11 protein-coding genes and 1 riboswitch are annotated in these 14062 nt (G+C 68.6%); of the genes, 8 read left to right on the top strand and 3 right to left on the bottom strand.

Annotation, left to right across the window (positions count from 1 at the left end):
* Nucleotide 1: 1 nt before the first annotated feature.
* Complete coding sequence (gene ahcY / locus ACG10_RS19985; protein WP_089169548.1) at nt 2-1411, bottom strand: adenosylhomocysteinase; 1410 nt, start codon at nt 1409-1411, stop codon at nt 2-4.
* A gap of 21 nt (nt 1412-1432) precedes the next feature.
* A riboswitch (S-adenosyl-L-homocysteine riboswitch) is annotated at nt 1433-1521 on the bottom strand.
* A gap of 152 nt (nt 1522-1673) precedes the next feature.
* On the opposite strand from ahcY, the gene ACG10_RS19980 reads away from it, so the two are divergent.
* The gene (locus ACG10_RS19980) at nt 1674-2117 is read left to right on the top strand and encodes a c-type cytochrome (protein ID WP_198318978.1); all 444 of its coding nucleotides are present in this window, start codon (nt 1674-1676) and stop codon (nt 2115-2117) included.
* A gap of 111 nt (nt 2118-2228) precedes the next feature.
* Here the strand turns inward: ACG10_RS19980 and ligB are convergent, their stop codons facing one another.
* Entirely contained in the window at nt 2229-3902 is a 1674-nt protein-coding gene (ligB, locus tag ACG10_RS19975; protein WP_089169546.1) for an NAD-dependent DNA ligase LigB, read from the bottom strand.
* Nucleotides 3903-4110: 208 nt separating this feature from the next.
* Between ligB and ACG10_RS19970 the strand changes: the two genes are divergently transcribed.
* The 5 genes from ACG10_RS19970 to ACG10_RS19950 all read left to right on the top strand — a co-directional run bounded on the left by ACG10_RS19970 (nt 4111) and on the right by ACG10_RS19950 (nt 10372).
* The gene (locus ACG10_RS19970) at nt 4111-4872 is read left to right on the top strand and encodes a FadR/GntR family transcriptional regulator (protein WP_089169545.1); all 762 of its coding nucleotides are present in this window, start codon (nt 4111-4113) and stop codon (nt 4870-4872) included.
* Nucleotides 4873-5428: 556 nt separating this feature from the next.
* Nucleotides 5429-6340 (top strand): 5-dehydro-4-deoxyglucarate dehydratase, encoded by a 912-nt coding sequence (gene kdgD, locus ACG10_RS19965; RefSeq protein WP_089169544.1) that lies wholly within the window; start codon nt 5429-5431, stop codon nt 6338-6340.
* Nucleotides 6341-6432: 92 nt separating this feature from the next.
* On the top strand, nt 6433-7824 hold the full coding sequence (locus ACG10_RS19960) for an MFS transporter (protein ID WP_089169543.1): 1392 nt from the start codon (nt 6433-6435) through the stop codon (nt 7822-7824).
* Between the two features lie 21 nt (nt 7825-7845).
* Nucleotides 7846-9399, top strand: a complete 1554-nt coding sequence (gene garD / locus ACG10_RS19955; RefSeq protein WP_089169542.1) for a galactarate dehydratase — start codon at nt 7846-7848, stop codon at nt 9397-9399.
* A gap of 34 nt (nt 9400-9433) precedes the next feature.
* On the top strand, nt 9434-10372 hold the full coding sequence (locus ACG10_RS19950; protein ID WP_089169541.1) for a 2-hydroxyacid dehydrogenase: 939 nt from the start codon (nt 9434-9436) through the stop codon (nt 10370-10372).
* A gap of 516 nt (nt 10373-10888) precedes the next feature.
* On the opposite strand, the gene fucP is transcribed toward ACG10_RS19950, so the two are convergent.
* Nucleotides 10889-12220, bottom strand: coding sequence for an L-fucose:H+ symporter permease (gene fucP / locus ACG10_RS19940; protein WP_089169539.1), 1332 nt, complete (start codon nt 12218-12220; stop codon nt 10889-10891).
* 88 nt (nt 12221-12308) lie between these two features.
* Between fucP and ACG10_RS23890 the strand changes: the two genes are divergently transcribed.
* Both ACG10_RS23890 and ACG10_RS19935 read left to right on the top strand, forming a co-directional pair.
* Nucleotides 12309-12449, top strand: a complete 141-nt coding sequence (locus tag ACG10_RS23890) for a hypothetical protein (RefSeq protein ID WP_157731489.1) — start codon at nt 12309-12311, stop codon at nt 12447-12449.
* A 209-nt stretch (nt 12450-12658) separates the two neighbouring features.
* Complete coding sequence (locus ACG10_RS19935; RefSeq protein ID WP_089169538.1) at nt 12659-13882, top strand: ROK family transcriptional regulator; 1224 nt, start codon at nt 12659-12661, stop codon at nt 13880-13882.
* The last annotated feature ends 180 nt before the right edge of the window (nt 13883-14062 follow it).

Raw genomic sequence — 14062 nt, 5'->3', positions numbered from 1 at the left:
ATCAGTAGCGGTAGGTGTCCGGCTTGAACGGGCCTTCCACGTTGACGCCGATGTACTCGGCCTGCTGGCCGGTCAGGCGGGTAATCACGCCGCCGAAGCCCTTGACCATCTCCAGCGCCACTTCCTCGTCGAGCTTTTTCGGCAGCACTTCTACGGAGAGGCGCGCGGCCTTCCCGGCCGCCGGCAGGTCGGCGAAGCGCTCGCCGTACAGGTGGATCTGCGCCAGCACCTGGTTGGCGAAGGAGCCGTCCATGATCCGGCTCGGGTGGCCGGTGGCGTTGCCCAGGTTCACCAGGCGGCCCTCGGCGAGCAGGATCAGGTAGTCGTCGTTGTGCGGATCGAAGCTGCCGGCGCCGGTGCGGTGGATCTTGTGCACCTGCGGCTTGACCTCTTCCCAGGCCCAGTTACGGCGCATGAAGGCGGTGTCGATCTCGCTGTCGAAGTGGCCGATGTTGCACACCACGGCGCGCTTCTTCAGCGCTTTCAGCATGTTGGCGTCGCATACGGCGACGTTGCCGGTGGTGGTGACGATCAAGTCGATCCTGCCGAGCAGGGCCTTGTCGATGCTGGCCTCGCTGCCGTCGTTCTCGCCGTTCAGGTACGGGGAAACCAGCTCGAAGCCGTCCATACAGGCCTGCATGGCGCAGATCGGGTCGATTTCCGAGACCTTGACGATCATACCTTCCTGACGCAGCGACTGCGCCGAGCCCTTGCCCACGTCGCCGTAGCCGATCACCAGCGCCTGCTTGCCGGACAGCAGGTGGTCGGTGCCGCGCTTGATGGCGTCGCTCAGGCTGTGGCGGCAGCCGTACTTGTTGTCGTTCTTGCTCTTGGTCACCGAGTCGTTGACGTTGATCGCCGGGACCTTGAGGGTGCCGGCCTTGAGCATGTCGAGCAGGCGGTGCACGCCGGTGGTGGTTTCCTCGGTGATGCCGTGGATCTTCTCCAGCATCTGCGGGTACTTCTGGTGCAGGATGGCGGTCAGGTCGCCGCCGTCGTCGAGCACCATGTTGGCGTCCCACGGCTGGCCGTCCTTGAGGAGGGTCTGCTCGATGCACCACTCGTACTCTTCTTCCGTTTCGCCCTTCCAGGCGAACACCGGGATGCCGGCGGCGGCGATGGCCGCGGCGGCCTGGTCCTGGGTGGAGAAGATGTTGCAGCTCGACCAGCGCACTTCCGCCCCCAGGGCGATCAGGGTCTCGATCAGCACCGCGGTCTGGATGGTCATGTGGATGCAGCCGAGGATCTTCGCGCCTTTCAGCGGCTGCTCGGCGGCATACTTGCGACGCAGGCCCATCAGCGCCGGCATTTCGGATTCGGCGATGATGATTTCCTTGCGGCCCCAGTCGGCCAGGGCAATGTCGGCGACCTTGTAGTCGGTGAAAGCGGCAGGCGTCATGACAGCGCTCATGCAGAGTCTCCATTCGTAATGTGCGAATGGGCGCCGTTGATGCGTTCGGAAAACGCCCCTTCCGAGCCTGACAGGCCGATGGCCGGCCTGCTGCAGCGCCCCTCGGAAGGGTGGCGGGAACGGCCGAAGCGGAGTCGGCCGCGAAAAATCCGTCCGATTATAGCCGCCTGCGCCGGCAAACCCCAAGGGGGCGCGGGTCGTGGCAATGGCCGGCGCGACGGGGGATAATCGCCGCCCTTCGCCAGCAACCCCCGAACGAGCCATGACTTTCAAGCCGATTCTGCTGGGCGTGGTCGCCCTGGCCCTGGTCGCCTGCAACGGCGTCGATCCCGACTCGCCGCTCGGCAAGCGCCAGGCGCTCTTCAAGCAGATGCTCAAGACCAGCGAGGACCTCGGCGGCATGCTGCGCGGCCGGCTGGGCTTCGACGAGCAGCGTTTCGCCGCCGGCGCGGCGCGCCTCGACGAGCTGTCGCGCCAGCCCTGGCAGCACTTCCCGCAGGTCAGGGAAGAGGACAGCAGCGCCCGCGACGAGCTCTGGCAGCGCCAGGAGCGCTTCCGCCAGCTGGCCGGCGACCTGGAGCAGAGCACCGCGGCGCTGGTCGCGGCGACCGCGGTCCGGCCGCTGGAGCCCAAGGCCCTGGCGCCGCACGTGCAGCGCGTGGAGGATGCCTGCGAGGCCTGTCACCGGGAGTTCCGCGCCTACTGAGGGTGCCTGGGGAAAGCGTGCCCGGTGGATAAGGCTGCGCCGTTATTCACCCTGCGGCTCGGCCCGGCATCGTAGGCTGGAAAACCGCGCAGCGTTTTCCAGCGCATCGCTTTAGAAGCCCTCGACACCCGCCGCCTGCAGCCGTTGCCGCAGCGCCTGCACCTCGGGATGCCGGAAGAAGGCCTGCAGCCGGCGGGCGCGGCCGGGACCGATGCCCGGCTCGCCCTGCCACTGCTCCAGGCTGCGCCCGGCCAGTTCCTCCCAGGCGGGCGGCAGCGCCGCCTCGCCGCTCGGCGGCAGACCCAGAGCCCGTAGCCAGACGGGAAAGGGCCGTTGCCGCGCCGTGCGGAAACGCTCGGCCAGCAGGCCGGCGCTGCGTTCGCCGAAGCCGGGCAGGCCGGCCAGCTGCGCCTCGTCCAGCTCCAGCCAGTCGAGCAGGTCGTCGAGCCGGCCGTTCTCCAGCAGAACTTCCCAGGTGCCGCGGCCGATTCCGCCGAGGGCCAGGCCGTGCCGGCCGCCCAGCCAGTCGAGACGGGCGAGGAACTGCTCCTCGCAGCCCGCCGTCGGCCGCCAGCAGCTCAGCGCGTGATGGGCGGCCGGATCGGGCGCCGCCAGCGCCGGGCGTTCGGCAGCGCGCCAGACCACGCTGTCGACCTGCGGGATGCTCAGCCCGGCCAGGCGGATCGCCAGCTGGTCGCCGGGGCGGATGTCCAGCGCCTGCCAGCGGCCGAGCGAGCCGAGGGCGACCCGGCGGATCTGCCGGTCGTCCAGGCGCACCGGCTGCACCTCCACGACCGGGGTGATGCGCCCGCTGCGGCCGATGCGAAAGCGCACCGCCTGCACCTCGGCCAGCGCCTGGGCGAGCGGGTATTTCCAGGCTACCGCCCAGTGCGGCGGCTCGGCCTGCCAGCGCTCGCCCGGCGGACGCCGGCCCTGGCGCAGCACCACGCCGTCGCTGGCGAAGGGCAGCGGCTCGCGGTACCAGCGTTCACGCCACTGGCGGGCCGCGGCGAAATCCGCCACCGGCTGGCTGTAGCGGCGCGCGTCGGCGAAGCCGAGCCGCTCCAGGCCGTCCAGCCGCCCGGTCATTTCCGTCGGGCCGTTCGGCCAGTCCCAGACGAACAGGCCGATCCCGGCGGCCTCTGCCTCGTCCAGCGTCTGGCGCGCCAGCAGGCCGGCGACCCGGCTTCGCGCGCCCCGGCCGCCGGCCGCGGCCTGCACGTGGCCGGGCAGCCGCCAGTAGAGTTCGCCCTGCAGGATCAGCCGGCGCCGCTCCGCGATTTCCTGCGGCACCGCCGGCAGGCGTCGCGCCTGGGCCGTCCAGTCCTGGCCGCGACGGCCGTCGCCGCGGCTGATGGCGCGCTGCAGGCGACCGTCCCGGTATTCCAGGCTGACCGCCACGCCGTCGACCTTGGGCTGGATCCAGAGGTCTTCGCGGCTGGCCATCCAGTCCCGCACGGCCGCCTCGTCGAGCTTGGCGAGGCCGGTGTGCGGCAGCGGGTGGGGCAGGGGGCCGGCGCTGCCGGCGAGGGTCTCGGGCGATGCGCCGGCCTGTGCGGGGAAGCACTGGCGCCAGAAGGCGAGGCGGGCGCGGGCCTGGTCGTAGAGCTCGTCCGCCACCGGCGTGCGGCCGTCGCGGTGGTAGGCGTCGTCCCACTGGCGCAGGCGCTCGGCGAGCGCCGCCAGCTCGGTGCCGGCGCGGGCTTCCGGCCAGTCGGGGCAGGGCGCGGCGAGCGCGGGGAGGGCGAACAGGCAGACAACGGAAAGCGCGATCCGGCGGGTCATCGAGGCATCCTTGCTCGGTGGGCGAAGCGCTCCAGTCTAGGCGGCGGGGCCCTGTGGCCGAAGGCGCGGCTGGCGAAGTCTTGACGGGTATCACGGCCTGGCGGGACAGGGCGTCCGTTCTGCCGGCGCTCCGACAATTGTCGCTGTTGTCGTACAACGGCGAGGGGTATGATGGGCTCCCGGACTGCAACCGATACCGAGCATCGAGATGAGCAACGACAGCACATTGCCGCGCCCGCGGCGCAAGAGCCGCAGCCTTGCCCAGGACCTGGTGGCCGAGCTGACCCGGCAGATCCGCGAGGGGCAGATCAAGCGCGGCGAGAAGTTGCCCACCGAGTCGGAAATCATGGAGGCCCACGGGGTCAGCCGCACCGTGGTGCGCGAGGCCATCTCGCGCCTGCAGGCTTCCGGCACGGTGGAGACGCGCCACGGCATCGGCACCTTCGTGCTGGACACGCCGAGCACCAGCGGCTTTCGCATCGACCCGGCGACCATCGTCACCCTGCGCGACGTGATGGCCATCCTCGAGCTGCGCGTCAGCCTCGAGGTGGAGTGCGCCGGCCTGGCCGCGCGCCGGCGCAGCGCCGAGCAGCTGGCCGCCATGCGCGCGGCGCTGGACACCTTCAACCGCGCCAGCCAGGCCAGCGATGCGGTCGCCAGCGACTTCCAGTTCCACATGCAGATCGCCCTGGCCACCGGCAACCGCTATTTCACCGACATCATGAGCCACTTCGGCACCAGCATCATTCCGCGCACCCGCCTGGACTCGGCGCACATCGCCCATGCCGACCAGCAGCAGTACCAGGCGCGGCTGAGCCGCGAGCACGAGGAAATCTACGAGGCCATCGCCCGCCAGGACGCGGAGGCGGCCCGCGCCGCCATGCGCCTGCACCTGACCAACAGCCGCGAACGTCTGCGCCAGGCCCACGAAGAGGCCGAATCCCAGCAGGCCGGTTCCGAGCCGGCCTGATCCCCCCGCCCCGGCGTACGGATCGCGGTCCGCGCCGCCGGCCTGGTCCTTCGCCATCCTCCCCTTGCAGCGCCGAGCGCCCGGACCGAAGCCGGCGTGGCGTGTGCAAGCCTCCATCGTCATGCGCTGACCTGCTTTCGCGACTGCTCGCCGGTCGCGCCGGCCCCGGCTTCTCGCCGCGCATCGCGGAAATCCCCGGCGACGGCCTGCGATGCCGTGAGTATCCGCTCCCGCTCAGGCGGACATGGCCGCGCGCCGCCGCGGTTTCGCTCCTGCTCACGGCATCCCTTGTGAAAAGATACGATGACTGCTTGTCGGATTCGAGAGGCTGGGTTGTTCCGAGAAACTGCTGCAAGCACTCAGTAACTCGATGATTTATAAATAAATTTATCGAAATGTAGAGGTTTTTTGGTTTTTCGAGAAATGCTGCCAGGCGCTGGATACGCTGGAAAAGGCACGGAGAGGGGCTAGTTTTTACGGAAGTCATACGATAACTTATTTCCAAGCCCGGTCGCCGACCGGTGACTTCCACCTCACCACGCAGGGTGCTCGACCAATGACTCCACAAGAACTCAAGTCCATCCTCTCCTCCGGTCTGCTGTCCTTCCCGGTCACCGACTTCGATGCTGCCGGCAACTTCAATGCCGAGTCCTACGCCCGCCGCCTGGAGTGGCTGGCCCCCTACGGCGCCAGCGCCCTGTTCGCCGCCGGCGGCACCGGCGAGTTCTTCTCGCTGGATATCCACGAGTACCCGCAGATCATCAAGACCGCAGTGGACACCTGCGCCGGCAGCGTGCCGATCCTCGCCGGCGTCGGCGGCCCGACCCGCCAGGCCATCCACATGGCCCAGGAGGCCGAGCGCCTGGGCGCCAAGGGCCTGCTGATCCTCCCGCACTACCTGACCGAAGCCAGCCAGGAAGGCGTCGCCGCCCACGTCGAGGCGATCTGCAAGTCGGTGAAGATCGGCGTGGTGGTCTACAACCGCAACGTCTGCCGGCTGACCCCGAGCCTGCTGGAGCAGCTGGCCGAGCGCTGCCCGAACCTGATCGGCTACAAGGACGGCCTGGGCGACATCGAGCTGATGGTCTCGGTGCGCCGCCGCCTGGGCGAGCGCTTCACCTATCTGGGCGGCCTGCCGACCGCCGAAGTCTTCGCCGCGGCCTACAAGGCCCTGGGCGTGCCGGTCTACTCCTCGGCGGTGTTCAACTTCATCCCGCGCACCGCGATGGAGTTCTACAAGGCGATCGCCGCCGACGATCAGGTCACCGTCGGCAAGATCATCGACGACTTCTTCCTGCCGCTTCTGGAGATCCGCAACCGCCGCGCCGGTTATGCGGTGAGCATGGTCAAGGCCGGGGCGAAGATCGTCGGCCACGACGCAGGCCCGGTGCGCGCGCCCTTGACCGACCTGCTGCCCGACGAGTACGAGCGCCTTGCCGCGCTGATCAGGAAGCTCGGCCCGCAGTAAGCCCAGCGCGCCCCCGGAGCGGCTTCGTCTCCGGGGGTGCCGCTTCGCCCGGCCGTCCACACAACAACAAACAATTCGTGGAACCCAACGCCATGCAAGCCATCAAGCAAACCCGCGTGCGTTACCTGATCCTGCTGATGCTGTTCCTGGTGACGACGATCAACTACGCCGACCGCGCCACCATTTCCATCGCCGGCTCCAGCATGCAGAAGGATCTCGGCTTCGACGCCGTGACCCTCGGCTACATCTTCTCCGCCTTCGGCTGGGCCTACGTACTGGGGCAGATCCCCGGCGGCTGGCTGCTCGACCGCTTCGGCTCCAAGCGCGTCTATGCGGTGAGCATCTTCACCTGGTCGCTGTTCACCCTGCTGCAGGGCTTCGTCGGTGGCATGCCGGTGGCCTGGGCGGTGACCACCATGTTCATGCTGCGCTTTCTGGTCGGCTTCGCCGAGGCGCCGTCGTTCCCCGGCAACGCGCGCATCGTCGCCGCCTGGTTCCCCACCGCCGAGCGCGGCACGGCCTCGGCGGTGTTCAACTCCGCGCAGTATTTCGCCACCGCGCTGTTCGCTCCGCTGATGGGCTGGATCGTCCACAAGTTCGGCTGGGAGCATGTGTTCATCATGATGGGCGTGCTCGGCATCGTCTTCTCCGGCATCTGGTTGAAGACCATCTACAACCCCAAGGAACACCCGCGCATCAACCCGGCCGAGCTGGAGCACATCGAGCAGAACGGCGGCCTGGTCGACATGGACAGCGCCCGCAAGTCGGGCGGGCAGGGGCCGCGCTGGGACTACATCCGCCAGCTGCTGACCAACCGCATGCTGGTCGGCGTCTACCTCGGCCAGTACTGCATCAACGGCATCACCTACTTCTTCCTCACCTGGTTCCCGGTGTACCTGGTGCAGGAGCGCGGCATGTCGATCCTCAAGGCCGGCTTCATCGCCTCGCTGCCGGCCCTCTGCGGCTTCATCGGCGGCGTGCTGGGCGGGGTGCTCTCCGACGCCCTGCTGCGCCGCGGCCATTCGCTGACCCTGGCGCGCAAGCTGCCGATCGTCACCGGCCTGCTGCTCTCCACCAGCATGGTGTTCTGCAACTACGTCGAGGCGGAGTGGATGGTGGTCGGCTTCATGACCCTGGCGTTCTTCGGCAAGGGCCTCGGCGCGCTGGGCTGGGCGGTGGTGGCGGACACCTCGCCGAAGCAGATCGCCGGTCTGTCGGGCGGCTTGTTCAACACCTTCGGCAACATCGCCTCGATCACCACGCCGATCGTCATCGGCTACATCATCAGTGCCACCGGCTCCTTCAAGTGGGCGCTGGTGTACGTCGGCGCCAACGCGCTGGTGGCGGTGTTCAGCTACCTGGTGATCGTCGGCCGCATCCAGCGCGTCGAACTCAAGGACGGCCCGAACCAGGGCGGCTCGGCCCGCAACGAAGAGGCCCCGGCCAGCCCGCTCGGTCCCCAGGGCAGCGCGGCGTCCGTGTGAAATCCGTACGAGGGTAGTGTCATGTTGATCGAACATCAGGATTCGCCGCGCTACATCCGCCTGCACGCGGACGACAACGTCGGCGTGGTGGTTAACGACCAGGGCGTGGCGGCCGGCAGCCGCTTCACCGACGGTCTGGAAGCTGTCGAAAACATCCCGCAGAGCCACAAGGTGGCGCTGACGGACCTCGCCGAAGGGGCCGAGGTGGTGCGCTACGGCCAGGTCATCGGCTACGCCCTGCAGCCGATTTCCCGCGGCAGCTGGGTGACCGAGGCGCACCTGCGCATGCCGGAGCCGCCGGCGCTGGACAACCTGCCGCGGGCGACCCAGGTCGCCGCGCCGCTCGAGCCGCTGGAGGGCTACACCTTCGAGGGCTTCCGCAATCCCGACGGCAGCGTCGGCACGCGCAACCTGCTCGGCGTCAGCACCACCGTGCAGTGCGTGGCCGGGGTGCTCGAGCACTGCGTCGAGCGGGCGCGCAAGGAGCTGCTGCCGAAATACCCCAACGTCGACGACGTGATCGCCCTGACCCACAGCTACGGCTGCGGCGTGGCGATCAACGCGCCGGATGCGGTGATCCCGATCCGCACCCTGTTCAACCTGGCCCGCAACCCCAACCTCGGCGGCCAGGCGCTGGTCATCGGCCTCGGCTGCGAGAAGCTGCAGCCGGTCCAGCTGATGCCGGGCGATGCGCTGACCAGCGGGATGAGCGAGCAGCAGTGGCTGTACCGCCTGCAGGAGTCGGGCAACGGCTTCGCCGGGATGGTCGAGCAGATCCTCGGCCTGATCGAGGCGCGCCTCAAGCTGCTCGACGCGCGGCGCCGCGAGACCTGTTCGGCCTCCGAGCTGGTGGTCGGCATGCAGTGCGGCGGCAGCGATGCCTTCTCCGGGATCACCGCCAACCCGGCGCTGGGCGTCGCCGCGGACCTCCTGGTGCGCGCCGGCGCCACCGTGATGTTCTCGGAGAACACCGAGGTGCGCGACGGCATCCACTTGCTCACCCCGCGGGCGGCGACGCCCGAGGTGGCCGATGCGCTGATCGGCGAGATGGACTGGTACGACCGCTACCTGGAGCGGGGGATGGCCGACCGCAGTGCCAACACCACCCCCGGCAACAAGAAGGGCGGGCTGAACAACATCGTCGAGAAGGCCATGGGCTCGATCGCCAAGTCCGGCTCCAGCCCCATCGCCGGCGTGGTTGCGCCGGGCGAGAGGGTCAAGGGCAGGGGCCTGCAGTTCTGCGCCACCCCGGCCAGCGACTTCATCTGCGGCACCCTGCAGCTGGCCGCCGGGATGAACCTGCACATCTTCACCACCGGGCGCGGCACGCCCTATGGCCTGGCGATGGTGCCAGTGATCAAGGTGGCCACCCGCACCGAACTGGCCGAGCGCTGGCCGGACCTGATCGACGTGGACGCCGGGCGGGTGACCTCCGGACGGCTGTCGCTGGAGGAACTGGGCTGGGAAATCTTCCGGCTCTACCTCGACGTGGCCAGCGGCCGCACGCGCACCTGGGCCGAGCGGCACCGCCTGCACAACGACCTGGTGCTGTTCAATCCGGCGCCGGTAACCTGAGGCCCGTCTCCCGAACCCAGCTGAGGAATTTTCGATGAAGGGACTGAAAGTGCTGCAGGTCGGCAGCCTGAGCGAGCGCTTCAACCGGCGCATGGCCGAGGAGTACGGCGCCGAGCCGTACTGGAAGCAGGCCGACGGCCCGGCCTTCCTCGCCGAACGCGGCGCGGAGTTCGAGGTGCTGGTCACCTCGGCGCGCTTCGGCTGCACGACGGCGATGCTTGCGGCGCTGCCCAACCTGCGCGCCATCTGCAGCTTCGGCGTCGGCTACGACGCGATCCCGCTGGAGCCGGTGCGCCGGCGCGGCATCCCGCTCAGCAACACGCCGGACGTGCTCAACGAATGCGTCGCCGACCTGGCCATGGGCCTTTTGATCGACGGCGCGCGGCGGATCGCCGAGGCCGACCGCTTCGTTCGCGCCGGCCAGTGGCTGATCGGCAACTTCCCGCTGGCCACCCGGGTCAGCGGCAAGCGCCTGGGCATCGTCGGCCTGGGCCGCATCGGCCAGGCGCTGGCGCGGCGCTCCAGCGGCTTCGACATGCAGGTGCGCTACCACAACCGCCGGCCGCTGGCCGGCTGCCCCTACGGCTACTCAGCTTCCCTGGTGGAGCTGGCGCAGTGGGCCGATTTCCTGGTGCTGACCTGTCCGGGGGGACCTTCGACCCATCATCTGGTGAATGCCGAGGTGCTCGCGGCGCTGGGGCCGAAGGGCCTCTTGGTCAACGTGGCGCGCGGCTCGGTGGTCGACGAGGCGGCGCTGGTCGCCGCGCTCGCCGAGGGCCGGCTCGGCGCCGCGGCTCTTGATGTCTTCGAACGCGAGCCGCAGGTGCCGGCGGCGCTGCTGGACATGCCCAACGTGGTGCTGCTGCCGCACGTCGGCAGCGCCACCGAGGAAACCCGCCTGCAGATGGAGGAGCTGGTCATCGCCAACCTGCAGGCGTTCATCGACAAGGGAGAGCTGCTGACCCCGGTCTGACAGCTCTTCGCACCGGTTATGGCGCTGCTCTGGGCGGCAGTTCCATAAGGCGCGGCGCTGCCACAAGCGGCGTGGCGCGACCCTCGCACATTTTCTGGTTCCTGCAGTAGGGCGCACCACGAGTGCGCCTTTTTTATGGTGCTCCGCGGGAGCGGAAGAGGGCGAAGGCCTTGCCGCCTCGAGGGGTACACCAGGAAGGAAATGACCGGCGGCTCGCCGGTGACCACCCGTGGCTGGCGTCGTCCTGCAGCGGCTGCAGGAGGCCGCTGCCGAGGCCGGGCGCCTGTTCCCCCTGTCGCTGGGCGCCGAAGGCAGCTGCACGGTTGATGAATCCGGGCAAGGTCTTCGCTTCCTGAGTCGGCCGTCGTTAGCGCCCGGGACGATTGCGCCTTCCGGCACTGCAGGCGCCTCGGCAACCTGCACCTGTCGCGTCGGCAGAGGTGTAGCCGGCCGGTTCGCGGCTCCGAAACGAACAGCGGCGCCCTGGGCGCCGCTGTTCGTTTCCGGGTGCCGTATTCAGGCGGGTTTGGCCACCTTGCGGGCGGTGGAGCGGAAGTCGAACAGGCCGGCCTTCGAGGTGCTCAGGTGGAACAGGCCGTAGGCCGCCACCGGCAGGAAGCAGGCGCCCGTCACCACGAAGGAGGTCGCCGCACCGAAGGCGTCGATCGCCGCGCCCTGGACCATCGGCGTCAGTGCGCCGCCCAGCAGCGTCATGACCAGCCCCGCCGAGCCGAACTTGGCCTCCGTCTCGTCGAGCCCCATCAGCGCGATGCCGTAGATGGTCGGGAACATCAGCGAGAGGCAGGCGGAGACCGCCACCAGCGCCCAGACGCCCGAAAGGTCGGGGTTGAGGGCGGCATAGAAGGTCAGGCCCGTGGCCGCGGACCCGAGCAGCACCAGCAGCATGGAGGGACGGATATAACCCATCGCCCAGGTCGCCACGAAGCGCGCGACGAGGAAGACGATCATGCTGTATTGCAGATACATCCCGGCCGCCGCAGGGGTGGCGCCGGTGGCCTGCTGCGCGTACTGGATGGTGAAGGTCCAGGTGCAGGTCTGCGCCGCCATGTAGAAGAACAGCGCCACGACGCCCCAGCGGTAATGCGCGTTGTGGAACAGTCGCCCGCAAATGGCGGCGAACTCGCCGTTGCCCGGCTGCGCTTCCTTCGCCTTCGCTTTCTCCTGGGCCGGCATGCGGGTCAGGGCGATGCCGATCCAGATCGCCAGCAGGACGAAGGCGAAACCGACGTAGGGCAGCATGACCGCCTGCAGTTCGGTCGAGCGGATGGCGAGCAGGTCCGCCTGGCTCATCGTGGCCCGATCGACGGCCGTGGCGGAGTTCAGGTTCGGCAGGATCAGGGTGGCCGCCAGCAGGACGCCGATGTTGGTCCCGACCGGGTTGAAGGACTGCGCGAGATTCAGCCGGCGGGTCGCGTTGCCTTCAGGCCCCATCGAGATGACGAAGGGATTGGCCGAGGTTTCCAGGATCGCCAGCCCGCCGGCCAGGGTGAACAGCGCGAGCAGGAACAGGCCGTAGGTCATCGCCAGGCTGGCGGGATAGAAGAGCAGCGCCCCGCAGATGGCCAGGCCCAGGCCGACCAGCACGCCGGTCTTGTAGGAATAGCGCTGGTTGATGAGGGCCGCCGGGATGGCTAGCAGGAAATACGCCCCGTAGTAGGCGAACTGGACCAGCGAGGCCTGCAGGGTACTCATGCTGAAGACCGTGCTGAAGACCTGCACGAGCGGATCGGTCATGGTCCCGACCACGCCCCAGGCGGCGAAGCAGCAGACCAGCAGGATGAAGGGCAGGAGCTTGTCCCGGTGTACGAATTCTCGACGTGTCGACATGGCTGCGTCTCCAGAAATTCAATTCTTGTGAATTATTGTGTTGAAGTGCTGTTGTCCGCCCCTTCCCTGGACAGGAAATATCCGGTGGATGGCTATCGGATTGCTGGGAAAAATGCTTGCTGAAACGATTCATGTCAATGATTTTTTCATATTTGCCGAGCGCTCCGGATCGGCGGGCCATGGGCTGGGTTTCCAAAGTTTTCCTGAAAAAGGCTTCCCGATCTGGTGAAATACGCCCATTTCGTCAGGGGAATGGCCGATCAGGCGGTCCTCTTCGCGGGCACCGCGACCTCGCCATGGGGCGCATGAATCTGGAGGGGGCGTTTTGAACTACCACGGGATTGCTGCTGTTTTGCGCGGTCAGGCGCCTGGCCGGGAGGCATCGAGGCCGATCCGGCGCTTTCCCCGGGGCGGGAGGAGGCGCGCGGATTGAATGGCATGACGATCGTTCCCGAAGGGGTGGGGCATGATGGCGTGGGCGGCCTGCGCGGCTCGAATCTGCGCGGCGTGCGGGCGCACAACGAACGCCTGGTGCTGTCGCTGTTGCGCAGCCGTGGCGAGATGACCAAGGCCGAACTCACCCGGTTGACCGGGCTCTCGGCGCAGACGGTGTCCGTGATCATGCGCGCGCTGGAGGACGACGGGCTGATCTGTCGCGGCCAGCCGCTGCGCGGCCGGATCGGCCAGCCGTCGGTGCCGCTCGGGCTGGCGCGGGAGGGGGCGTTCAGCCTCGGCCTGAAGGTCGGGCATCGCAGCCTCGACCTGGTGCTGGTGGACTTCCTCGGCGGCATCCGCTCGCGGGTGACCGAACGCCATCACTACCCGACGCCCGACGCGGTGGTGCGTTTCGCGAACTCCGCGGTCGCCGACATTCTCAGCCAGATCGGCGCCGAAGAACGTGCCCGGATCGCCGGACTGGGGATCGCCATGCCGTTCCAGATCTGGGACTGGTGGCGCACCCTGGGCGTTCCGGAGGAGGCGCTGATCGGCTGGCGCGAGCGCAATATCGGCGCCGAGATCGGCGCGGCGACCGGCTTTCCGGTCTACGTGCAGAACGACGCCACGGCCGCCTGCGGCGCGGAGCTGCTCTTCGGACAGGGGCGCACGCCGCGGGACTTCCTGTATTTCTATGTCGGGTATTTCATCGGTGGCGGGATCGTCCTGAACGGCAGTCTGGTGCCCGGGCGAACCGGCAATGCCGGGGCGATCGGTTCCATGCCGGTGCCGGACGGGCGGGGCGGACAGGCCGTGCTGCTCGACATCGCCTCGCTGTCGGTGCTGGAGCGGACGCTGGGCGCCGCGGACGAGGCGGCCGACCGGCTGTGGGACACACCCTCGGAATGGCATTTTCCGCAGGCCCTGGTCGAGGCCTGGGCCGACGAGGCGGCGCGCGCGATCGCCGCCGCGTCCGCGGCGGCGGCAGCGGTCTACGACTTCGAGGCCTGCCTCGTCGATGGCTGGATGCCCGTCCGCATCCGGACCCTGCTGGTGGAGAGGGTGCGGGCCCATCTGGCGGAAATCCCGGCCAGCGGCATCCGCCTGCCGCTGATCGAGGCGGGCACGATCGGCGCCCATGCCCGCTCGCTCGGCGCGGCGAGCCTGCCGCTGTCGGCCCGCTTCCTGCTCGACCTGCAGGCCTTCGCCTCCGCCGGGGCCGGCTGACGCCCCGAGCGTCCCGCACCCGATAGCCATTCCGACTTCCCGGCTGTTTGCGCGCTCGGGCACTGCGCGCGGCGGAAGGCTTGCCTTCGATTAATAATTCATTCATCGTGAATTAGTGCGGAGCGCTGGGGGCGGGCCGGATCGCCCGCTTTGCAGCGACACCACAGTTTTTCCAAAACA

The sequence above is a fragment of the Azotobacter chroococcum genome (assembly GCF_002220155.1).
GTDB lineage: Bacteria > Pseudomonadota > Gammaproteobacteria > Pseudomonadales > Pseudomonadaceae > Azotobacter > Azotobacter chroococcum.
This window is presented reverse-complemented; position numbering and strand designations above follow the sequence as displayed.